This window comes from Streptomyces sp. NPDC030021, assembly GCF_055574035.1.
Map to the genome: position 1 here is coordinate 110,014 of NZ_JBVIAH010000006.1, position 19,807 is coordinate 129,820.

24 protein-coding genes are annotated in these 19,807 nt (G+C 69.6%); 5 read left to right on the plus strand and 19 right to left on the minus strand.

From position 1 onward, the window contains the following. Nucleotides 1-12: 12 nt before the first annotated feature. The 16 genes from ACZ4YL_RS13745 to ACZ4YL_RS13820 all read right to left on the minus strand — a co-directional run bounded on the left by ACZ4YL_RS13745 (nt 13) and on the right by ACZ4YL_RS13820 (nt 14,516). Nucleotides 13-753, minus strand: a complete 741-nt coding sequence (locus tag ACZ4YL_RS13745) for a type 1 glutamine amidotransferase domain-containing protein (protein ID WP_468116432.1) — start codon at nt 751-753, stop codon at nt 13-15. A gap of 70 nt (nt 754-823) precedes the next feature. Beyond that, nucleotides 824-1,567, minus strand: a complete 744-nt coding sequence (locus ACZ4YL_RS13750; protein WP_468116434.1) for a MinD/ParA family ATP-binding protein — start codon at nt 1,565-1,567, stop codon at nt 824-826. Next, nucleotides 1,568-2,827 (minus strand): PP2C family protein-serine/threonine phosphatase, encoded by a 1,260-nt coding sequence (locus ACZ4YL_RS13755; RefSeq protein ID WP_390799878.1) that lies wholly within the window; start codon nt 2,825-2,827, stop codon nt 1,568-1,570. Then, nucleotides 2,809-3,282: an ATP-binding protein gene (locus tag ACZ4YL_RS13760; RefSeq protein ID WP_468116436.1), complete on the minus strand. Its 474-nt coding sequence runs from the start codon at nt 3,280-3,282 to the stop codon at nt 2,809-2,811. Before ACZ4YL_RS13760 ends, ACZ4YL_RS13755 begins: the two co-directional genes overlap by 19 nt. After that, the gene (locus tag ACZ4YL_RS13765) at nt 3,279-3,590 is read right to left on the minus strand and encodes an STAS domain-containing protein (RefSeq protein WP_030008825.1); all 312 of its coding nucleotides are present in this window, start codon (nt 3,588-3,590) and stop codon (nt 3,279-3,281) included. Before ACZ4YL_RS13765 ends, ACZ4YL_RS13760 begins: the two co-directional genes overlap by 4 nt. A 16-nt stretch (nt 3,591-3,606) precedes the next feature. Further along, nucleotides 3,607-5,754, minus strand: coding sequence for a glycogen debranching protein GlgX (gene glgX / locus ACZ4YL_RS13770; protein ID WP_468116437.1), 2,148 nt, complete (start codon nt 5,752-5,754; stop codon nt 3,607-3,609). Further along, nucleotides 5,751-6,107: an STAS domain-containing protein gene (locus tag ACZ4YL_RS13775; RefSeq protein ID WP_468116439.1), complete on the minus strand. Its 357-nt coding sequence runs from the start codon at nt 6,105-6,107 to the stop codon at nt 5,751-5,753. The genes glgX and ACZ4YL_RS13775 overlap by 4 nt, the downstream gene beginning before the upstream one ends. A gap of 37 nt (nt 6,108-6,144) precedes the next feature. Next, nucleotides 6,145-7,968, minus strand: coding sequence for an AGE family epimerase/isomerase (locus ACZ4YL_RS13780; protein WP_468116441.1), 1,824 nt, complete (start codon nt 7,966-7,968; stop codon nt 6,145-6,147). A 3-nt stretch (nt 7,969-7,971) separates the two neighbouring features. Then, entirely contained in the window at nt 7,972-8,409 is a 438-nt protein-coding gene (locus tag ACZ4YL_RS13785; RefSeq protein WP_468116443.1) for a VOC family protein, read from the minus strand. Then, nucleotides 8,409-9,020: a DJ-1/PfpI family protein gene (locus tag ACZ4YL_RS13790; RefSeq protein ID WP_390799874.1), complete on the minus strand. Its 612-nt coding sequence runs from the start codon at nt 9,018-9,020 to the stop codon at nt 8,409-8,411. The genes ACZ4YL_RS13785 and ACZ4YL_RS13790 overlap by 1 nt, the downstream gene beginning before the upstream one ends. Further along, entirely contained in the window at nt 9,013-10,632 is a 1,620-nt protein-coding gene (locus ACZ4YL_RS13795) for a GMC family oxidoreductase (protein WP_468116445.1), read from the minus strand. The genes ACZ4YL_RS13790 and ACZ4YL_RS13795 overlap by 8 nt, the downstream gene beginning before the upstream one ends. A gap of 9 nt (nt 10,633-10,641) precedes the next feature. After that, complete coding sequence (locus tag ACZ4YL_RS13800) at nt 10,642-11,025, minus strand: nuclear transport factor 2 family protein (RefSeq protein ID WP_351157529.1); 384 nt, start codon at nt 11,023-11,025, stop codon at nt 10,642-10,644. A gap of 13 nt (nt 11,026-11,038) precedes the next feature. After that, complete coding sequence (locus ACZ4YL_RS13805) at nt 11,039-11,494, minus strand: nuclear transport factor 2 family protein (protein ID WP_030008817.1); 456 nt, start codon at nt 11,492-11,494, stop codon at nt 11,039-11,041. 23 nt (nt 11,495-11,517) lie between these two features. Beyond that, nucleotides 11,518-11,952, minus strand: coding sequence for a nuclear transport factor 2 family protein (locus ACZ4YL_RS13810; RefSeq protein ID WP_468116447.1), 435 nt, complete (start codon nt 11,950-11,952; stop codon nt 11,518-11,520). A 50-nt stretch (nt 11,953-12,002) separates the two neighbouring features. Further along, nucleotides 12,003-13,649, minus strand: a complete 1,647-nt coding sequence (locus ACZ4YL_RS13815) for a thiamine pyrophosphate-binding protein (RefSeq protein WP_468116449.1) — start codon at nt 13,647-13,649, stop codon at nt 12,003-12,005. 42 nt (nt 13,650-13,691) lie between these two features. After that, nucleotides 13,692-14,516 carry a type 1 glutamine amidotransferase domain-containing protein gene (locus ACZ4YL_RS13820; protein ID WP_053169639.1) on the minus strand — a complete coding sequence of 275 codons (825 nt, stop codon included), beginning with the start codon at nt 14,514-14,516 and terminating at the stop codon, nt 13,692-13,694. Nucleotides 14,517-14,834: 318 nt separating this feature from the next. Between ACZ4YL_RS13820 and ACZ4YL_RS13825 the strand changes: the two genes are divergently transcribed. The 5 genes from ACZ4YL_RS13825 (at nt 14,835) to ACZ4YL_RS13845 (ending at nt 18,269) form a co-directional block, all read left to right on the plus strand. Continuing rightward, on the plus strand, nt 14,835-15,101 hold the full coding sequence (locus tag ACZ4YL_RS13825; protein ID WP_468116775.1) for a UBP-type zinc finger domain-containing protein: 267 nt from the start codon (nt 14,835-14,837) through the stop codon (nt 15,099-15,101). Next, nucleotides 15,098-16,828 carry an FAD-dependent oxidoreductase gene (locus tag ACZ4YL_RS13830; RefSeq protein ID WP_468116451.1) on the plus strand — a complete coding sequence of 577 codons (1,731 nt, stop codon included), beginning with the start codon at nt 15,098-15,100 and terminating at the stop codon, nt 16,826-16,828. The genes ACZ4YL_RS13825 and ACZ4YL_RS13830 overlap by 4 nt, the downstream gene beginning before the upstream one ends. A gap of 55 nt (nt 16,829-16,883) precedes the next feature. Continuing rightward, nucleotides 16,884-17,393 carry a hypothetical protein gene (locus ACZ4YL_RS13835; RefSeq protein WP_030729546.1) on the plus strand — a complete coding sequence of 170 codons (510 nt, stop codon included), beginning with the start codon at nt 16,884-16,886 and terminating at the stop codon, nt 17,391-17,393. 73 nt (nt 17,394-17,466) lie between these two features. Beyond that, nucleotides 17,467-17,790 carry a putative quinol monooxygenase gene (locus ACZ4YL_RS13840; RefSeq protein WP_314253357.1) on the plus strand — a complete coding sequence of 108 codons (324 nt, stop codon included), beginning with the start codon at nt 17,467-17,469 and terminating at the stop codon, nt 17,788-17,790. A 2-nt stretch (nt 17,791-17,792) separates the two neighbouring features. Beyond that, nucleotides 17,793-18,269, plus strand: coding sequence for a group II truncated hemoglobin (locus tag ACZ4YL_RS13845; RefSeq protein ID WP_468116453.1), 477 nt, complete (start codon nt 17,793-17,795; stop codon nt 18,267-18,269). A 285-nt stretch (nt 18,270-18,554) separates the two neighbouring features. Here ACZ4YL_RS13845 and ACZ4YL_RS13850 read toward each other — a convergent pair whose 3' ends face one another. From ACZ4YL_RS13850 to ACZ4YL_RS13860, 3 genes are read right to left on the minus strand one after another with little or no spacing between them, the layout of a single operon-like run. After that, nucleotides 18,555-19,016 carry a barstar family protein gene (locus ACZ4YL_RS13850; protein WP_468116455.1) on the minus strand — a complete coding sequence of 154 codons (462 nt, stop codon included), beginning with the start codon at nt 19,014-19,016 and terminating at the stop codon, nt 18,555-18,557. Next, nucleotides 19,013-19,444 (minus strand): guanyl-specific ribonuclease, encoded by a 432-nt coding sequence (locus ACZ4YL_RS13855; RefSeq protein WP_468116456.1) that lies wholly within the window; start codon nt 19,442-19,444, stop codon nt 19,013-19,015. Before ACZ4YL_RS13855 ends, ACZ4YL_RS13850 begins: the two co-directional genes overlap by 4 nt. 49 nt (nt 19,445-19,493) lie before the next feature. Next, nucleotides 19,494-19,715 (minus strand): CarD family transcriptional regulator, encoded by a 222-nt coding sequence (locus ACZ4YL_RS13860; protein ID WP_030012151.1) that lies wholly within the window; start codon nt 19,713-19,715, stop codon nt 19,494-19,496. Nucleotides 19,716-19,807 lie beyond the last annotated feature (92 nt).

A 19,807-nucleotide genomic window follows, 5' to 3' on the forward strand; every position in this document is an offset into this window, starting at 1 on the left:
CGGGGGGCGGTACTAGCCCTTCGCGAGCTGCCGTAAGAAGGTCTCGGCGAGGGCCTTGGAGGAGTAGGGGTTCTGGCCGGTCGTCAGCTTGCGGTCGACGACCACGTGCGAGTCCCAGATGGCTTCGGCCTTCTCGTAGCGGGCGCCGAGCCGGGTGAGTTCCACCTCCAGGATCAGCGGGAGCCGGCCGGCCATGTTGGTGACCAGTTCCTCGCTGTGCGAGAAGGCGGTCATCCGGTAGCCCTCGAAGGGCCAGCGGCCTTCGCCGTCGCGCAGGGCGAGCAGCGAGGTGTGGCCGTGGCAGACGGTGGCGAGCGGTTTGTCCTGCGCGATGACCCAGCGCAGGATCTGGGCGAGCTCGTCGGACTTGGGGAGGTCGCCGATGGCGCCGTGACCGCCGCTGACGTACACCCCGTCGTAGTCCGTGATGTCCTTCTCGGTGAGGGTCTCCAGTGCGATGGGGGCTCTCAGCTGGGGGGTGTTCTCGATGACCCGGACGTATTCGGCGGCGTTGGCCGTGTCCTCGTCCGGCGAACCCTGGGGGCGGACCCACTGGAGGAACTGGGGGTCGATGCTCGTCTGGTCGACCGTCGGCGCCCGGCCTCCGATCGTCGCCACGTCCACGTCGTGGCCGGCTGCTTTGAAGAGCGTGAAGGGCACGACGAATTCCTCGGCCCAGAATCCCGAGGGGTGCTGTTCACCGTCGAGCAGATGCAGTGTGGCTTTGGCCGTCATGACGACGAGAATCTTCATGATTCTCTCCTTGTTCTGGATTCGCTGCCGATTCAACACGCCACCCGCAGGGGGCGTAAGGGGGACGACGTCAGGCCCGCGATACTTCGTCACGTGCGTCCAACGCCGAGATGATGGTGCGGAATTCACCGACCAGGGGGTGGTCGGGGTGAGCTTCGGCAAATATGCGCTCCCCGTACAGAGCAGCCATTTCCGGCGAGTAGGGAAGGATTCCGGCCAGTGGCGCCCCGTAGACCGCCTCGGAGCGCCGACGGGCCGCTTCGCGGTCGATGCCCTCGGGGGCCATGCTCAGTACCAGGGTCCGCCGGCAGGTCAGGCGCCCGGCGAGGGCGATGGTCTCCTCGACCCCGGAGAGGTCGATCCGGTCGGCCCGCGCCATGATCATCAGTACGTCGGCGCTCGCCATGGCGGTCACCGACTCGTTGTTGAGCCCGGCGTGGGTGTCGAGCAGCAGCACGTCGAGGGCGTGGTGCGCGGCCAGCCGGTCGAAGCCCTCCGGCAGCAGCCCCACGTCGTAGCCCCCGGCCATGATCTCGCGCAGGGCGGCCGTCCCGGTCCGGGCCGGTACGACGTACAGCCCGGGTACGCCCGTCTCCTGGGCGGTGGTCTCGATCTCGCAGCGGCCGAGCAGGTAGTCGGTCAGGGAGGCTCCGGGCCCCAGGCGGAACAGCAGGTCCAGGGTGGGTGACTGGATATCGGTGTCGACCACCCCCACCCGGCGTCCCTCGGCCGCGAGGAGCAGCGCGAGGTTCGCCAGTACCGAGGACTTGCCCGTCCCACCGCGGTGCGAGTGCACGACGATGGTGCGGGTCATCTAGGCCACCACCCGGGTGCCGGCACCGTCCGCGCGCGGCCCCCGCGCCGCGCGTGGCCGGTGCAGGGCCAGCATGGTGACGTCGTCGTGCTGTTCGGCGGTGCCGGTGTGCTCGCGCACCGCCAGGTCCATCCGGTCGACCACGTCCTTGCCGCTGACCGGTGGGCCGGCGAGCAGTTCCAGCATCCGGTCGTCGCCGAGGAAGCTGCCGTTCGGGCAGCGGGCCTCGGGGACCCCGTCGGTGAAGGCGAACAGGGTGTCGCCCGGGTCGAGCTGGGCGTAGCCGAGGGTGTAGACGCAGTCGGGCAGGATGCCGACGGCCGGTCCGGTGATGTGGAGGGCGACGGGCGGGCTGCCGTCGGCGGGCAGCAGCAGGGGCGGGTTGTGGCCGCCGTTGATGTAGACGAGGCTGCCGGTGAGCGGGTCGAGCACCCCGAAGAAGAGGGTGGCGAAGTAGCCCTGCCGCAGGTGGTTGCGGGTGAGGTAGCCGTTGGTGGCGGTGACCGCGTTGAGCAGCGGGGTGGCGCCGACGACCGGGATCCGCCGGCTGCCGCCGGCGCGTCCGGCGGCGACCAGGTGCTGCAGGCCGCTGTTCTGGGCGGTGTGCCGCAGCAGGGAGCGGATGAGCGCCATGAACAGCGCGGCTCCGACCCCCTTGTCGCAGACGTCGGCGACGACGAAGGCGAGCCGGCGGCCTCGGGAGATCTCGAAGACGTCGTAGAAGTCTCCGGCGACCTGCCGGGCGGGACGGAACCGCACGTCGATCTCCCAGCCGTCGGGGACGGGCATCGATTCGGGCAGGAAGCCCGCCTGGATCTCCCGGCCGATCTCCAGTTCCTTCTCGTAGCCCATGAGTTCGGCGCGGGCGTCGGCCTCCCGCAGGGTGCGGCCGAGTCCGGCGCGCTCCGAGCAGCTGTGCAGCCGGGCCCCGACGAGGGCGGGCAGGAAGGGCGGTACGAGGTAGTCGTGCCCGATCCGGACGTGCTCCTCCAGGGCGGCGAACTCCGTCACGGTCCAGACGACCACGATGGGGGCCCCGGCCCAGCGGCGGAGCCGGCGTACGGCCATCCGTACCGCCTCCCCGTCGGACTCGGCCGGGGCGAGCAGGACGTCCGCGACGGGCAGCAGTTCCAGCGCGCCTTCGCGCAGCTCCGTCAGGGAGCGGGTGACGAGTGCCGCGTCCATCGTCCGCAGAGCGTCGAGCAGCTCGGGCGGCGGTGGCGGGTACACGTCGAGGATGATCACGGTCGTGGAGGGCATCGGTCCGTCCCCTCAGCCTTCACAGTCAGGGTGCTGATGTTGCGGCCGTCCCTGTGCGCGTAGCCGAACTCGTCCACGCTGGTCAGCGCCAGGTGGATGCCGAGGCCGCCGATCCGCCGCTCCTCCGGGGGGACCCCGGGGGCGGGCGGCAGGCGGCCTTCGACGGGGTCGAAGGGGGGTGCGGTGTCCTCGATGACGATCTGCACCCCGCCCGGGCCGGAGCGGCCGCGGACGGTGATCCGTCCGTCGCCGCCCCGGTACCCGTGCATCACGACGTTCGTGGCCAGTTCGTCCACGGCCAGCCGGAGCCGGTAGGTGGCACCCTTGTCCAGGTGCGCCGTTCCGGCCAGCCGCAGGATGAACGTGGCGATTTCGCCCAGTGCCCCCACCGTTGCGGGCACTTCCAGTACGCGGGACGTCCTCGCCAGTTCGACCATGTCAGTCACGGTGGTCACTCATCGGAGAGAACGATGCTCCGGTCGAGCCCGGCGGTCCGGATGGTCCGGGACACGGGCTCGATGGCACCGACCACCTTGATGGTGACGTCGTTCGCGACCTTCTGCTGGGCGAAGACCAGGGAGCGCAGTCCGGCGCTGGCCATGTAGCCGACGCCGGCCATCCTGATCTCGACGGTCTGGGTGCCGTGGCCGGCGGCCTTCTCGATGGTCCGGTGGAAGTCCGGCGCGGTCTTGGCGTCCAGCTCGCCCGTCAGTTCGATCACGGTGGTGTCGCCCTCGATGCTCAGGGACACGGAAAGCGGCATGTCAGGTCTCCTTCGGTCAGGGCGTGTCGAGGTCGTCGCGATCGTTCGTGCGGCCCACCAGGATCACGACCGAGCGCGGGCCGATCAGGTACTTCCCGGCGTTGTCCAGCTCCTGCTCGGCCCCGGGGGTGCGGATGTCGTACGGTGCTTCGGCCCCGGTGTCGGCGAACAGGTGCCAGCTCCGGCCTCCCGGCAGGGCGGGCAGTTCCAGGTCGTGCGACTCCCAGTGCGCGTTCATGGCCACGTACACCACGTCGTCGTCACCGGTACCGCAGCGGGCCACCGCCAGCAGCCGGCTCTCGGCCGACCAGTCGGGCTGCCAGGCCCGCTCCCCGTGCCAGCTGATGTCCGGCAGGCCCAGGTTCTCGCGGACCCGGCCGGTGGGGTGGGCGGTGGAGCGCAGTTCGCGGTGGTGCTTGCGGAACTCGATCATCTCCCGCGTGAACCGGAGCAGTTCGGCGTTGTCGTCGACCTGGTCCCAGTCGAACCAGGAGAGCTCGTTGTCCTGGCAGTAGGTGTTGTTGTTGCCCTGCTGGGTGCGCGCGACCTCGTCCCCGGCCAGCAGCATCGGGATGCCCTGGCTGGTGAAGAGGATGGCCAGGGCGTTCTTCATCTGGCGCGTCCGCAGCCGGTTGATCTCGGGGTCGTCGGTCGGCCCCTCGGCCCCGCAGTTCCAGCTGGCGTTGTCGTTGCCGCCGTCGTTGTTGCCCTCGCCGTTGGCCTCGTTGTGCTTGTCGTTGTACGAGACGAGGTCGGCCAGGGTGAAACCGTCGTGGGCGGTGAGGAAGTTGACCGAGGCGGAGGTGCCGCGGCTGGAGTACAGGTCGGGCGAGCCGGCGATCCGGGTGGCCAGCTCGCCGGTGACGCCGGGGTCGCCCTTGAGGAAGCTGCGCACGGTGTCGCGGTACTTGCCGTTCCACTCGGCCCAGCGGCCGTACGCCGGGAAGTTGCCGACCTCGTAGAGGCCGCCGGCGTCCCAGGCCTCGGCGATGAGCTTGGTGTGCCGCAGGACCGGGTCGTAGGCGAGCAGTTCCAGCAGCGGCGGGTTGGGCAGCGGGGTGCCGTCCAGGGCCCGGCCGAGGATGGCCGCCAGGTCGAAGCGGAAGCCGTCGATGTGGTAGTCGGCGACCCAGTGGCGCAGGCAGTCGAGCACGTAGTTGCGCACGACGGGGTGGTTGCAGTTGACGGTGTTGCCGGTGCCGCTGAAGTTGAAGTAGTACCCCTCGGGCGTGAGCATGTAGTACGTGGCGTTGTCGAGCCCCTTGAAGGAGATCGTCGGGCCCTGCTCGTTGCCCTCGGCGGTGTGGTTGAAGACGACGTCGAGGATGACCTCGATGCCGGCCGCGTGCAGGTCCTTGATCAGGGTGCGGAACTCGTCGCCCTGCATGCCGTAGCGTCCGGTGGCCGCGTAGCCGGCCTTGGGCGCGAAGAACGAGACGGTGTTGTAGCCCCAGTAGTCGAAGAGCTGCTCGCCCGTCTCCGGGTTGGTGCGCGGGTTGTCGCTCTCGTCGAACTCGAACACCGGGAGCAGCTCGATGCAGTTGATCCCGAGTTCCTTCAGGTACGGGATCTTCTCGCGCAGCCCCGCGAAGGTGCCGGGTGCGGTGACCTGCGAGGACGGGTGCCGGGTGAAGCCGCGCACGTGGGTCTCGTACACGACGAGGTCCTCGGCGGGGATGCCCAGCGGGGTGTCGTCGCCCCAGTCGAAGTCCTGGAGGCAGACGCGGGAGCGGTACTGGTAGCCGCGGCTGCGGTCCGGCTCCACGCCCCACACGTCCCGGCCGGCGATCAGCCGGGCGTACGGGTCGGAGAGCACCTGCCGGGCGTCGAAGCGGTGGCCGGTGACCGGGTCGTAGGGGCCGTCGGCCCGGTACCCGTACTCGATGTTCTCGTGGTCGAGGCCGAAGACGGTCATGGCGAAGACGCTGCCGGTGCGGAATTCCTCGGGGAACTCCAGTTCGGCCATCGGCTCGGGTTCTCCGCGCTTGAAGATGACCAGGGTCATGGAGGTGGCCTGGTCGGAGAAGACGGAGAAGCTGACCCCGCCGGGGACCACGTTGGCCCCGAAGGGGAACGGTTTGCCGGCGCGGACGCGGTACCCGCCCACCTCGTGGGTCGGGTACGCGTCGACGCGCAGCACCTGCTCGGACCGGGTCTCGGTCATCGCGCGGCCTTGGCCTTGGCCTTGGCCTTGGCCGCCGCGGCGACGGCCTCGCCGGTCTCGAAGAAGTCGAGGAACCCGGTGGCCGACATGACGAACCGGACTTCCTCGCTCACCCCGTAGAGGGTGACCGCGACGCCGGCGTGCTGCGCCTCGCGGTAGACCACGAGCAGGGTGCGCAGGCCCGCGCTGGAGACGTAGGAGACCGCCGTGAGGTCGATCTTCAGCGGCTTGCCCTCGCGGACCAGCGGCAGCAGTGCCTGGAGCAGCGATCCGGATGTCTCGCTGTTGATCTCGCCGGTGGCGACGAGCACGGTGCCCGTCTTGTTCCGGCGTTCCTTGACGTTGAGAGTCATTGCATTCCCCTCTGGTTGGGGCGCCCCCCGTTGAGCGCTACTTCTTGGCCACTGGACGCAGCCGGACCTTGACCTTCACGCGGCTCTGCACGTCGGGCAGCCGTACGGTGAGGGCATCGGCGTCGAAGTCGGTGTACGGCTTCTCGTCGATCTCCACGGACGCGATCCGCACCGAACCGGCGGGAAGCAGGTCGGGCGAGACGCGCAGGACGCGGTCGGGCAGGTTCGTCGGGTCGGGCTGGAAGTGGAAGTCCATCTCCCGGCCGTTGATGAGCAGGTTGTTGTAGACGGCGGAGAGGTAGCAGAGCTCCGCCGAGTGGTACATGGACATCGAGTGGCTGCCCTTGAGCCGCTCGGTGCCGAGCAGGTACGGCGTACCGCTGGCGAGCACGTTGAAGTAGACGGCTCCCTCGTCGTGGTCGAGGAAGAAGGTGTTGTAGAAGGCCTGGGCCTGCCGGGCCTCGCGCAGGTTCGCGTCGCCGCCGACCGTGCCGTTCAGGATGAGGTAGGCGAGGATCGCCTGCTCCTGCTGCCACCAGGCCTTGCGGTCGTGCCAGGCGAACCGGTACGCCTCCTGGTCGCCGTCCTTGATCCGCTCGACGACGTCGTACCAGCCACCGCGCTGCACGTCGCTGCCGACCGCCGGCATGATCTCGCCGATCTTCTTGGCGAGCTGCTCGTACTCCGGCTTGGCCTTCAGCGAGTTCATCCGCATCAGGTTCCAGGCGATCTTCAGGTTGTGTCCGACCACCGCGCGGTTCTGCTGCCAGCTGTGCGCGGTGTCGTGCGACCAGTCGCGGAAGAAGCGCTCCTGGACGAAGGGGCTGTTCTTGTAGTCCGGGAACTTGTCCGCGATGGTGTCGAAGGTGTATTCGAGGAAGTCGGCGTACTTCTGGTCGCCGGTCGCCAGGTACAGGTTGATCAGGTAGGCGGGCGCGTGGTCGCCGACCGAGTTCCAGTTCTTGCGCTCGGCGTTCTCGCCGAGGGACTCGTGGTCGGCGCTGAAGAGGATCGGGTCGATGTGCGAGTAGTAGCCGCCCTGCTCCGGGTCGAAGAAGAACTTGTCGAACAGCCTGATGGTGGCGTCCGCATCGTTCTTGATCCGAATGTCACCGGTGACCCGGTACGTCTGGATGGGGCCGGCCAGCGCGTAGATCTGCTCGTACATCGGGATCGCGTCGTAGTCGTCGGAGAACTCCGAGGTGAAGAGCTTGCGCTCGCTGTCCCCGTCGACGCTGATGCCGTGGTACCAGAAGACCACGTCCTCCTCGCTGTCCACGACCCGCATGTGCTTGCGCAGGTACTCGGTGCCGCGCTCGGCGACCTCCAGGTACTCGTCCTTGCCGGTCAGCAGGTAGGCCGAGGCCATGCCGTAGACCAGGCGGGAGATCGTGTCGGTCTCCTGGACGTGGCTGGCGGTCTTGTCACCGCCGAGCCGGATCTCGGTGCGGTACCCGGTGAAGTCCACCGGTCCGTCGCCGAACTGCGCCCGCTTGTAGAAGTCGGCCAGGGATTCGATCTGCTTGATCCACCAGCTGGGCTCCTCGAAGCGGTAGTCCTCGGCCCCGCGGCCCAGGAAGACCAGGCGCTTGGCGTCGAAGCGTCCGCCGTGCTCCGGGTAGTGGACCCCGTAGACGAAGAGGAACCGTCCGGGCGAGAGCATCTCGTCGATGTGCCCGGAGGCGTCGATGTAGGGCTCGTCCAGGTTGCGGACCAGCTCGGCGCTGGGGTCACCGGCGAGGGAGACGTCGAACTCGCGTCCGTCGGAGGTCTTCAGCCTCAGCAGCCGGGCCCCGGAGTCGAAGCGGGTGACGTATCCCGCGATCGTGTCGGAGAAGGAGAAGGTCACGGCGTCAGCCATGGGTCACGCACCGTCCTTGTCGTGAGAGCCGTCGTCCTCGTATCCCTGACTGACCTCGACGATGACCCCGTCGGGATCGCGGACCCACACGGTCCGCCAGCCGCAGATGAAGTCGTCGAAGTCCAGTGGTCCCAGGGTCACTTCCGCCGCGTCGCCCAGCTCGGCCAGGAACGCGTCCACGCTGTCGGTCTGGAAGGCCAGGTGGCGCATCCGGCCGGGGGCCTGCGGGCCGTCGTCGTTCGCCGGGCGGGCCGGGCCGGTCTCGCCGGCCGCGAAGAGCTCCAGGTACGCGTCCCCCTGGCGCAGGAACACGATCTGCGTCTCCCCGAGGTCGACCACCCGGGCCCGGGTGAAGCCGAAGTACCGGGTGTAGAACTCCTCGGTGGTCTTCTGGTCCGTGCAGTTCAGTCCTACGTGGGACCACCGCAGCCCGGCCGCCATCAGCCGGCTCCCCGGCCCCGGCCGGCCGCGATCAGCTCGATGATCCGGCGGGCGAACAGGTGGTGGTGGGCTCCGGTGCGGCCGGTGACCAGGTCCCCGTCGACCACCACGTCCTCGTCGACGTACTCCCCGCCCATGTTCCGGACGTCACCGATGAGGTTGTTGTGGCAGACCACCTTGCGGCCGCGGATCTTGTCCGGGATCGAGGAGGCCAGCCACATGCCGTGGCAGATGATCCCCTTGAGGACCGTCGGCTCCTCGAAGGCCCGGCGCAGCAGCTCGGTCGCCGGGGCGAGGACGTCCACGTCCTCGGTGTAGCGCAGCCGGTCGGCCACCATGCCGGAGGGCACGATGATCGCCGCGTACCGGCGCAGCTCCGCGTCGCCCAGTCCCTCCAGGGACTGCGTGGCCGTGAAGGGCGCCCGGTACTCGTGCCCGGTGAAGGTGATGGAGTCGTTGCCCCACAGCCGGGTCAGGAAGTCGACCTCGGCGCCCTCCTCGGCGAAGCGGCGCTGGTAGTAGAAGATCTCCGGCTCGTAGTAGTCGCTCTCGACCAGGACCGCGATCCGGGTCCCGGACAGCGCGCCCTCGCGCAGCACCGCGTCAGACACGGGAGGCTCCCTTCAGGAAGTCCGCCGCGCGCTCGGCGATCATCGCGATGGCGGTGTGGCAGTTGCCGGACGGGACCGCGGGCATCACGCTCGCGTCGACCACGCGCAGGTTCCGTACGCCGTGCACCCGCAGCTCGGGGTCGACGACGGAGAGGTCGTCGATGCCCATGCGGCAGGAGCCGGCCTGGTGGTGGTAGCTCTCCGACTTCTGCTTCACGAAGGTCCGCAGGTCGTCGTCGCTCACGTAGCCCGGGCCGGGCTGGAGCTCCTGCTTGTACCAGGGGGAGAAGGCGGAGGTCGCGAAGATCTCCCGGGCGATCTTGACGCCCTGCACCATCCGTTCCAGGTCCCACCGGTCACCCAGGTAGTTCGGGTTGATCAGCGGGTGGGCCAGCGGATCGGCGCTCGCCAGCTTGATCCAGCCGCGCGATACGGGCCGTACGACACCGGGCAGGATCGACACCGTATTGGGGTGGTCCTGGCCGACGATCACGTCGAACGGCACGTGGACGAAGGCGATCTGCAGGTCGGGGGCGGGCAGCCCGGGCTGCGAGGACAGGAATAGAGCGCTCTCCGACAGGTTCTGCGCCGGCGGCGGGAGCTCCTGGGTGACCTCGGCCATCAGCCCGGTCAGGACGTGGTTGTGGAAGTTCTCGCCGACCCCGGGCAGGGCCGCGGTGACCTCGATGCCGTGCTCGCGCAGCTGCTCGGGGTGGCCGATGCCGGAGAGCAGCAGCAGCTTCGGGGACTCGATCGCCCCGGCCGCCACGATCACCTCGCGGCGGGCCCGTACGGTGTGCGTCCCGGGCGCCGCGACGCTGCTGTGGCCGTCCCGGACGGTCCGGCCCGGAACGTCGCTGTCCGAAAGCGTGGCGGGAGCCTTCAGCTGGACGTACTCGACGCCCGTGCAGGTGTCCCCGTCGAACAGCAGCCGGGTGCTCTGCGCGTTGGTGCGCAGGGTCAGGTTGGGGCGCCGCAGCGCCGGCTCCAGGTAGGCGGCGAGGACGCCCTGGCGGCGGCCGTCGGCCACGTCGATGTGGTGCCAGCCGGTGCCGAAGAGACCGCGCCGGGGGCCGTCGGTGTTGAAGTCGTCGATCTCCTGGTGGCCCAGCTCGACGGCGGCGTCGATGAAGGCGCGGGAGACCGGGTTGGGGTCGTGCCGCCCGGCGTTGGTGATCCGCTGCGGGCCGCGGGTGCCCGTGGTGGCGGCGGTGGCGTCCTCCTGGCCCTCCAGCAGGGCGAAGTAGGGCAGCACGTCCTCGTGGGACCAGCCGGCGGCGCCCTGGTAGGCCCAGTTGTCGAAGTCCGAGGCGTGGCCCCGGATGTGCATCATGATGTAGAGGTTGCTGCTGCCGCCGGGGGCCTTGCCGCGCGGTTCGTACGTACGGCGGCCGTCGAGTCCGGGCTGCGGGGTGCTGGTGTAGCCCCAGTCCACCGGCCCGCCGAGGAGCTTGTACCAGGAGGACGGGTCGTCCACCTCGGGCGGGATGCGGGAGCCGCCCGCCTCCAGGACCAGGACGGAGACGTCCGGATCCTCGGAGAGCCGGTCCGCCAGCACGCTGCCGGCGGTGCCGGATCCCACGACGATGTAGTCGTACTCTTCGACGCTCACGGATCCCCCTCAGCCCTGGCTCAGCACCTGGAAGGGAACCGTGTCGTGGTAGTTCGCCATGTAGGCGATCTTTCCGTCCACGATCCGGAAGAAGTTCATGACCTCGGCCTCGATGGCCTCGCCGGAGGCGCTGACCGCGGTCAGGTGCGAGACGGCCGCGGCCTTCTCCCCGTCGACGACGAAGTGCACGGGCTCGTTCCGGAAGACCCGGTACATCGTGCCCATGCCCTTCATCATCGAGCGCAGCACGTCCAGGCCCTCGATGTGGCCGGCGAGCTGCTCGTCCATCACCTGGTCGTCGGCGAACAGGTCGCACCAGCGGTCCCAGTCCCCGGCGTTGGCGTACTCGTAGTACTTCCGAAGGATTTCGGTGTGGCTCTCGTGTCGGTCCATCGTGCCCAACCCCCTATCGGTCCCTGCGGGTTCCGTCCGGCGCGAACGGCGCCCAGAACTGGCTGAAGGCGGTCGCCGAGTCCCCGAAGAGCCCGTCGCGGCCCTCGACGATCCGGCCGCCGCGCCACCGCATGAAGTGGAAGACCGGGTAGTCCATCCGCTCGTACGGGGACGTGCTCGTCTCGTCCGCGCCGTCCCGCAGGGCCACGTTGCGGCACACGTCGGCGCTGCAGTCCTCGCCGACGAGGACCGCCTGGATGTCCATCCGGAAGGTGCCGCCCGTGAGCTTGTGGGTCTGCCCCATCAGCTCCAGGAAGGCGTCCAGGCTCTCGTACCAGCCGGCCAGCGGGTGGCTGCCCGGCACCAGCCAGCGCAGGTCCTCGGAGTAGTACTCCAGGATGCGCGCCCGGTCGCCGGAGCCGAGGGCGGCGTAGGCCGCCTCGACCCGCTCTCGTGTCACTTCGGTCATCGTCGCTTCTCCTTCGCCGGCGCTCAGAGCGAGCCGGAACCGGGCATCGGCGCCAGGTCGTTGACGGTGTACTGCTTGATCAGCGGTCCGTCCGGACCGGCCACGACCGTCCAGGTCTGGTCGGCGTCGAAGCCGAGCCACTGGCTGCGGGCGGCCGGCGGGTCCCAGATCTTGGCCTGCCAGTTGACGAGGACCCGGACGACCGCCCGGTCGCCCTGGATGACGGGCTCCACCTTCGTGACGGTGTGCACCTCGTCGAAGAAGCGGTGGGTGACGGCCGCGTACCAGCGGCCGAACCCGTCGTGTCCGAGGAAGGTGTCCTCGGGGACCTTGAACTCCAGGTCCTCGGTGATCAGGGCGAGCACGTCGTCCAGACCCACGTGCTGGTCCAGCGCCACGTACCAGTTCTCGGCGAAACTGCGGATCGCGTCCTCGGTCAGCTGCCGCTCGGCGGGCATGCGGTCTCCTCCTGTCCGTACGGGGCCTTGCGTCGGATGGCTGTCGGCTGTCAGATCTGGATGTCGACGAGGAACGGTCCGGGGTGGGACAGCATCCGGCCCACGGCGGCGACCGCCTCGTCCGGCTTCTCCACGCGCATCCCGCCGGCGCCGAGCGACCGGGCCAGCCCGGCGAAGTCGATCTCGGGGTGGGAGAGGTCGAAGGAGCCCGGGAAGCCGTGCTCCGGGATGTCCCGCTCCCGCCAGTACTGGGCGATGTTGTCGTCCAGCAGCCGGTACTTGCGGTTGTTGCACACCACGAACTTGGCGTCGATGCCGTGCCGGGCCGCCGTCCACAGCGCCTGGTACGTGTACATGGACCCGCCGTCGCCCGCGAAGCCGACCACCAGCCGGTCCGGCCGGGCCAGCTTGGCCCCGACCGCGCCCGGGAAGCCCACGCCGAGCGAGCCGCCCCGGGTGAGGTGGTAGTCGCCGGGCCGCTCCGCCGGCAGGTACCGGGTGACCAGCGGCGAGGTGGTCAGCGCCTCGTCGAAGACGATCAGGTCCCCGCCGGTGCGCTCGGCCAGGGTCTTCAGGAAGACGGCCATCGGCGTGCCGTCGTCCGTGGCCGACCGCGCCTCCCGCACCTCGCGGACCCGCTCGCGGGTCCGAACGTCGAGGCGTGCGGCCGCCGCGGCCCGCCGCTGCGGGCCGAGGCTCCGCTCCAGTACGCCGGCCAGCGCGCGCAGCGCCTGCTTGGGATCCGCGGCCAGGCCCAGGTCCACCGGGTGGTTCTTGGCGATCTCGTAGGCGTTGAGGTCGATGTGGACGACCTTGGCGCCCGCCCGGAAGGGGCTCTCCAGTTCGGGGAAGACCTCCGGGAAGACATAGGTGCCGACGATCAGCACCCCGTCGGCGTCCCCGACGAGCTCCTTGCTGTGCGGGCCGAACATGTGCCCGGTCTGGCCCCGCCGCAGCGGGTGCGAGGCCGCGATGTTCACCTCGGACGAGTCGACCTCGTACACGTCGGCGCCCAGCAGCTCGGCGACGGCGACGAGCTCGTTCTGCGCCCCGGAGAGCGCGACCCCGTCCCCGACCAGGACGACCGGCCGCTCGGCGGAGGCGAGCAGCTCGGCCGCCCGCCCCACCGAGGCCGGCGAGGGCGACACGTCGGTGAGCACCTCCGTGGAGGGCAGGACGGGCTCGGAATTGAGCTCGTCCAGCACGTCCATGGGCAGCGCCACGAACACGGGCCCGCGGGGCGGGGTGAGCGCGATCTTCACGGCCCGCCGGATGGTGCGCAGGACCGAGTGCCGGTCGGTGACCCGCGTCGCGTACTTGGTCACCGGCTTGGCCATGGCCACCAGGTCGGAGGCCATCTGCGCGTCCATGGCGTCGTAGCGCACCCCTGCGTCACCGGCGACCACGACGAGCGGGGTGTGGCCGCGCAGCGACTGGTAGAGCATGCCAATGCCGTTGCCCAGGCCGACGCCGGAGTGCAGCTGGAGCAGGGCCGCGCCGCCGGTCGCCCGGGCGTACCCGTCGGCGATGCCGGCGGCCACGGTCTCCTGGAGGGCGAGGATGTAGTGGAAGTCCTCCGCCGCGTCCACCGCGTCGAGGAATCCCTGTTCCACCGTCCCCGGATTTCCGAACATCACATTCAGGCCGTCGGCCTTGAACTGCTCGATCAGCCTTTCCCGTCCGGGAGTGGCTTCCATGACTTCCCCCTCAACTCTCCGATTTCCCTGCGGCCTCCGGGATCACCAGCCGTATCGGGTGAGACCGTCCTCCAGGACTTCCACGATCTTCTGCCCCGTGAGATATGAGTCGGGGGTGGAACGTCCGGTGACGAAGGGGAAATCGACGATGACCGACACCGGCTTGCCGAAGTTCCCGTGGTACGCGCCGCGCGGGCCCGTCGCGTCGCGCAGGATGTATTCCAGCGGATACGGCGGCGGCCCCATGTTGAAGTCGGTACCGAGGAATCCGGTGCCGTCCTTGTAGTCGTACTCCTTGCAGTGGCCGGTCACGTGCTTGCCCCAGATGATGCTCCTGCGGTCGCCCCAGTCCCGGGCGAAGGCCAGGCAGGCGACGCCGTAGCACTCGGCGGCGACGACCTTGCCGGCCTTCCGGAAGGCCAGGATCAGGGCGTGCACGCGCTCGTTGTTGGCGAGGTCCGCGATCGGGCCGCTGCCGCCGACGATGAGGATCGCGTCGTACCCGGCGATGTCGGCGTCGAGTTTGTCGAGATCGCGGTGGTACTGCTCCAGCTTGGGCAGATAGCCCTCGTCGCTCGTGTACGGACGCTCGGGGACCCACGCCTCGATGTCGAGCGGCGAGTCCAGCCGGCTCGACTGCTCGAACTCGCGCCCCAGCCGGGCGTTCTCCTCGGTGGTGACCGAGCGTCCCAGCGGGGGATCGATGTAGTTCGCGTCGAGGCTCGGCGGAAGAGCGTGTGCACGCTTTCCGGTCGGCGTGGCGAATATGACCTCGTAGCCCCGCTCGTCGAACTTCGATACGGGGCCTATCAGTTCCTCGGCCCAGTAACCGTGTTCGGAGACAATGACCAGAATCTTTCTGCTCACGTATTCCTCCAGGCGCCGCCTGTTGTCGTTGGCGTCCCCCACACTGGCCGTGCCCAGGGGCTTCGTCAAAGCGCTGGTATGCGACTTCGTGAGGTAGCGGGCCAGGTCGTGGCGGCACCTCAGGAAGTCGTCCGCAGACGTCATGAAGTAGCTTCAGGACTACCTGACTTCGGCCGAATCGATGAACCATTCCGGTGGCTCCGCCCTATCGTCTGGACGCGCCGTGAATCACGGGCGAACGAGCCGATTCGATGAACGAGTGACAGCGCGAGCGACAGCACGGGCAAGAGCACGAGGAGAGGGACGGGGACGATGGCGATGGACCTGTTGTGCACACACGGCGATCAGATACGTCCGGTGAAACCCACGGCCGTGGGCTGCGAGGAGTGCCTCATCGCCGGCGACACCTGGGTGCACCTGCGGATGTGCCTCAGCTGCGGGCACGTCGGATGCTGCGACTCGTCGAGGAACCGTCACGCCACCCGGCACTACCGGACCACCGAGCACGCCATCGCGGCCTCCCACGAGCCCGGCGAGGACTGGGCCTGGTGCTACGCCGACCAGCTGATGCTGGACCCGGCATGAGCGCGGCCCCGGAGAGTTCCGCCGCCGCCACCGCCACCTCGGCGGCCGCGGCCGCCGAACGCGCGGAGCACAAGAAGCCGGTCATCCTCGCCGTGGACGACGACCCGCAGGTGCTGCGCGCCGTCCGCCGCGACCTGCGCAGCGCCTACGGCGACCGATACCGGGTGCTCGGCGCCTCCTCGGCCGCCGACGCCCTGAAGATCCTGGACTCCCTCGACGAACGCGGCCACGACCCGGCGCTGTTCCTCGTGGACCAGCGCATGCCGGACGTGACCGGCGTCGAGTTCCTGCTGGAGGCGGTCAGCCGCTTCCCGGACGCCCGCCGCGTCCTGCTGACTGCCTACGCGGAGACCGACGCCGCGATCACCGCGATCAACCGGGTCCGACTGGACTACTACCTGCTCAAGCCCTGGGACCCGCCGCACGAGCGGCTCTTCCCGGTCCTGGACGACCTGCTGTCGGACTGGCTGGCCACCTACCGGCCGGCGTACGACGGGATCATCGTCGCCGGCCACCTCGTCTCCCCCGGCACCCACGCCGTGCGGGACTTCTTCACCCGCAACGGCCAGCCGTTCCGCTTCCTCAACGTCGAGCGGGACCCCGAGGCGCTGACCCTGATAGCCGCCCAGCCCGACGGGGCGCTCCCCCTCGTCCGCTTCCCCGACGGGTCGGTCCTCTCGGCCCCGACCGACACCCAGCTCGCCCAGCGCCTGGGCCTGGCCACCACCGCCTCCCGCCCGCACTACGAGTGCGTCATCGTCGGCGCGGGCCCGGCGGGCCTGGCGGCGGGCGTCTACTCGGCCTCGGAGGGCCTGTCGACCCTCATGCTGGACTCCCGCGCCCCGGGCGGCCAGGCGGGCACGTCCAGCCTGATCGAGAACTACCTCGGCTTTCCCTCGGGCCTCTCGGGCGGCGACCTGACCCGCCGGGCCACCATCCAGGCCTCCCGGTTCGGCGCCGAGATCCTGCACCCCGTGGAGGTGGTCTCGCTGACCCGGGACGACCCGGCCAAGATCCTGACCCTGGCGGACGGCACGGAGATCTCCGCCGAGACGGTGCTGCTGGCCACCGGGGTCTCGTACAACCGCCTCGACGCCCCCGGCGCGGACCGCTTCGAAGGGGCCGGCCTCTACTACGGCGCGGCCACCACGGAGAGCTCGGCCTGCATCTCGCAGCACGTGTTCATCGTCGGCGGGGCCAATTCCGCGGGCCAGGCGGCGGTGCACTTCGCCAAGTACGCCGCCCGCGTGACGATCCTGGTCCGCGCGGCCTCCCTGGACGCGAGCATGTCCCGCTACCTGATCGACGAGATCGACCGCACCCCGAACATCGAGGTGAAGGTGCGGACGACGGTGGTCCGGCTGGACGGCGAGGAGCACCTCGAACGCCTCACCCTCCACGACGCGGACACGGGCGAGGACACCGAGATCCCGGCCCGCTTCATGTTCACCTTCATCGGCGCCCGCCCGCACACCGACTGGCTCACTGGCGTCGTCGAGCGCGACGAGTACGGCTTCGTCCTCACCGGCTCGGACCTGATCTCGAACGGCGGCGAACTCCCGGCCGAGTGGAGCCTGGAGCGCGCCCCGTACCCCCTGGAGACGAGCGTCCCCGGAGTCTTCGCGGCGGGCGACGTCCGCGCCCACTCGGTGAAACGGGTCGCCTCGGGGGTCGGCGAGGGCGCGATGGCCGTCTCGCTGATCCACCGCTACCGCTCGATGGGCTGAGAGCGAACACCGCGAGCCTTGCGATCAAGGCCACAACGGATGCAACGTTGATTACATGATTACAGCCGAACAGAGCGAACAGCTCCGCGCGTGGTTTGCCGAGCGCCTGCCGGTCGACGTCTACGAGTCCCTGGACTCGGTCACCCTCGACCGCGAGGAGATCACGGTCGTCGGCGTCATACCGGCGACCGAATCGGTCAAGGAGTTCCGCGAACGCACCCGCGAACAGCGCATCGAAGTGGCCCGCGAGGCCGAAGAGCTCTACCGCCGGAAGGTTGCCTGGGGCGTGCGGGTGGGTGAGGAGACGACCCTGTTCACCCACCTCGCCGTCCCGGTGATGACCCGCCTGCGCCAGTCCGAACGCCAGGTCCTCGACACGCTGGTCGCCGGCGGAGTGGCCCGCAGCCGGGCCGACGCCCTCGCCTGGTGCGTCCGGCTCGTCGGCCGCAACACGGACGAGTGGCTGACTGAGCTGCGCGACTCCCTGGACAAGGTCCAGCGGGTCCGCGCCCAGGGCCCCGACGTCTCGGAACCCACCGACTCCATGAAGTCCGAGTCCGAATGACGAATCCGCCCCACGGCGGCGCGTGATCGCGTAAGGCTGGCGACGACCTACACCCAGGGAGAGGCACGCACCCATGACCACCACCGTCGAATACATCCGCTACCGGATCGCATTGGACGACCAGTCGGCCTTCGAGGACGCGTACGCCCGGGCCGCCGAGTCCCTGGCCGCTTCGCCCGAGTGCATCGACTACGAGCTGGCCCGCTGCGACGAGGAGAAGGAGCGCTACATCCTCCGGATCCGCTGGACCTCGATCGAGGACCACCTGGGCGGGTTCCGCAAGGGCGAGCACTTCCCGGCCTTCTTCAACGCGATCCGTCCGTACGTGACGGCCATCGAGGAGATGCAGCACTACCTCGTGACGGGCGTCGTGGGCACGGGAAAGGCCGCCGGATAACGATGAGCACCACACCCACCATCTACGAGTGGATGGGCGGAGCGGAGGCGATGAACCGCCTCACGGACGCCTTCTACACCCACGCCCTGCAGGACGAGATCCTGGCCCCGGTCTTCGCCGGCATGGACTCGGAACACCCGCAGCACGTCGCGGTCTGGCTGTCGGAGGTCTTCGGCGGCCCCGCGGACTACACCGCCCACCACGGCGGCCACCAGCACATGGCCACCAAGCACCTGGGCCGGGCGATCACCGAGCAGCAGCGCCGCCGCTGGGTGGACCTGCTGATGGACACGGCCGACGAGGTCGGCCTCCCGACGGACCCGGAATTCCGGGGGGTGTTCGCCTACTACATCGAGTGGGGCACCCGCATGGCCCTGATCTACTCGGGCTCCAACCCACCCCCGGTCGATGCGGCCAAGATCCCGGTCTGGTCCTGGGGCCAAACCCCACCCTGGATCCCGAACACCCCGCAGGACTGAGCCAACGGGGGGCAGGCCTAGCGCTTGCCCCCCAACCAGGCCGCCCAAGCACCCCAGCCCGGCCGCACAACCCAGCCCCGCCGGCGCCTGAGGCGCTCCTTCAGCCCCGCCCAGCCCCGCCGGCGCCTGAGGCACTCTTTCAGCCCCGCCCAGCCCCGCCAGCGCCTGAGGCACTCCTTCAGCCCCGCCCGGCCCGACCCAGCCTCGCCGGCGCTTGAGGCGCTCTTTCAGCCTCGCCGGCGCTTGAGGCGCTCTTTCAGCCTCGCCGGCGCTTGAGGCGCTCTTTCAGCCTCGCCGGCGTTTGAGGCGCGGGGTCCGGGGCGGAGCCCCGTCAACCGGCCCGGGCCCGGCTTCGGCTTCGGCTTCGGCCAGCACCACCACCAGCTCCGGCCCGCCTCCGCCGCCGCCGCCAGGATCCGGCTCCCGCCAGAAGTCCACGGCCTCCTCCAGCACCTCGACCAGCGTCTCCCACTCGCCCGGCCGGGCACTGGCATACCCACGCCAAGAGCTGATGGCCAACAGCCGCCCCCCGCCCCCGGCACCCGGGAGCCACGACAGGTCCCGCAGCGCGTCGGCCAAGGCGTCCCAGTTCCCGCCGACCCACTCCGGCAGCCGCAAGGCATCCCCGCACCGGCGCATCAGCTCGGCCTTGCCCCGTACCCCGCCCAGGTCCAGCCGTACGGTCGTCCAGCCCGCAGCTTCGGCGGCTTCGAGCGCCGGGGCGAGCGGCTGCGGGTCCAGGCTCATCGGAGAACCGCCTTGAAGGTGTCGTAGTGGTCGTCCGTGTAGAAGAACTCCCCACCCTCACCCGTCACGATCCGCCGGGCTCCGCGATCACGCTCTCCCGGCGTCCGCACGGTGTACTCGTGGTAGTAGCCACGTTTCTGCTGGGGCAGGACCTTCTCGAAGTTCCCGAAGACCGTGCCGTCCTGCCGGTAGGGGTACGGCCCGCCCTTGTCGATCAGCGCGAGCACGTCACGGGCCTGCTGCGGCAGCCCGTCGGCCCGTACGGTGGCCATCCCCTTCGCCCACCCCGGGACGGCGGAGGCACTCGCACTGGCGGCGGCAGGTACGGGTTTCGACCCGCCACAACCCACCGCACCGACCAGCGCGGCACAAAGGAACAGGGCCCCCAGCAAACGCAGCAACGATCGGGGCACGTTCCGAAAGATCATGCACCGATCGTGCCAAATATCCGATTCGCTCGCGAATCGCCCGGTGGCCTCAGAGCGCGGCCATCTTGGTGTAGGGACTCAGGATTCGCTTCTGAACCGAACCGAAGTCGACGAGAACAGCGATCCCCTCCTCGATTCCGACGACACGGCCGAGGCCGTGCTCATCGTGGGTAACCCGGTCGCCGACGTTGAACTGCCGGATGGGCTGCTCCACGGGGGCCTTGAACGGGCTGGACGGCAAATGGCGGCGAGGTACTGCTGACTTTGTCATTGGAACCAGTATGCGCCCCGCAGGCCGCCGCGCGGTCCGCCGTTCGGATCTCAATTCCAGCACCATCCACACCGATGGCGGCAGCAGCGGCC

Excerpts from the sequence above, each read along its gene's own strand:
- ACZ4YL_RS13745 (WP_468116432.1), bottom strand. The coding sequence starts at position 753 with ATGAAGATTCTCGTCGTCATGACGGCCAAAGCCACACTGCATCTGCTC.
- ACZ4YL_RS13750 (WP_468116434.1), bottom strand. The coding sequence starts at position 1,567 with ATGACCCGCACCATCGTCGTGCACTCGCACCGCGGTGGGACGGGCAAG.
- ACZ4YL_RS13755 (WP_390799878.1), bottom strand. The coding sequence starts at position 2,827 with ATGCCCTCCACGACCGTGATCATCCTCGACGTGTACCCGCCACCGCCG.
- ACZ4YL_RS13765 (WP_030008825.1), bottom strand. The coding sequence starts at position 3,590 with ATGCCGCTTTCCGTGTCCCTGAGCATCGAGGGCGACACCACCGTGATC.
- glgX (WP_468116437.1), bottom strand. The coding sequence starts at position 5,754 with ATGACCGAGACCCGGTCCGAGCAGGTGCTGCGCGTCGACGCGTACCCG.
- ACZ4YL_RS13775 (WP_468116439.1), bottom strand. The coding sequence starts at position 6,107 with ATGACTCTCAACGTCAAGGAACGCCGGAACAAGACGGGCACCGTGCTC.
- ACZ4YL_RS13780 (WP_468116441.1), bottom strand. The coding sequence starts at position 7,968 with ATGGCTGACGCCGTGACCTTCTCCTTCTCCGACACGATCGCGGGATAC.
- ACZ4YL_RS13785 (WP_468116443.1), bottom strand. The coding sequence starts at position 8,409 with ATGGCGGCCGGGCTGCGGTGGTCCCACGTAGGACTGAACTGCACGGAC.
- ACZ4YL_RS13800 (WP_351157529.1), bottom strand. The coding sequence starts at position 11,025 with ATGGACCGACACGAGAGCCACACCGAAATCCTTCGGAAGTACTACGAG.
- ACZ4YL_RS13805 (WP_030008817.1), bottom strand. The coding sequence starts at position 11,494 with ATGACCGAAGTGACACGAGAGCGGGTCGAGGCGGCCTACGCCGCCCTC.
- ACZ4YL_RS13810 (WP_468116447.1), bottom strand. The coding sequence starts at position 11,952 with ATGCCCGCCGAGCGGCAGCTGACCGAGGACGCGATCCGCAGTTTCGCC.
- ACZ4YL_RS13815 (WP_468116449.1), bottom strand. The coding sequence starts at position 13,649 with ATGGAAGCCACTCCCGGACGGGAAAGGCTGATCGAGCAGTTCAAGGCC.
- ACZ4YL_RS13825 (WP_468116775.1), top strand. The coding sequence starts at position 14,835 with ATGGACCTGTTGTGCACACACGGCGATCAGATACGTCCGGTGAAACCC.
- ACZ4YL_RS13830 (WP_468116451.1), top strand. The coding sequence starts at position 15,098 with ATGAGCGCGGCCCCGGAGAGTTCCGCCGCCGCCACCGCCACCTCGGCG.
- ACZ4YL_RS13835 (WP_030729546.1), top strand. The coding sequence starts at position 16,884 with ATGATTACAGCCGAACAGAGCGAACAGCTCCGCGCGTGGTTTGCCGAG.
- ACZ4YL_RS13840 (WP_314253357.1), top strand. The coding sequence starts at position 17,467 with ATGACCACCACCGTCGAATACATCCGCTACCGGATCGCATTGGACGAC.
- ACZ4YL_RS13845 (WP_468116453.1), top strand. The coding sequence starts at position 17,793 with ATGAGCACCACACCCACCATCTACGAGTGGATGGGCGGAGCGGAGGCG.
- ACZ4YL_RS13850 (WP_468116455.1), bottom strand. The coding sequence starts at position 19,016 with ATGAGCCTGGACCCGCAGCCGCTCGCCCCGGCGCTCGAAGCCGCCGAA.
- ACZ4YL_RS13855 (WP_468116456.1), bottom strand. The coding sequence starts at position 19,444 with ATGATCTTTCGGAACGTGCCCCGATCGTTGCTGCGTTTGCTGGGGGCC.
- ACZ4YL_RS13860 (WP_030012151.1), bottom strand. The coding sequence starts at position 19,715 with ATGACAAAGTCAGCAGTACCTCGCCGCCATTTGCCGTCCAGCCCGTTC.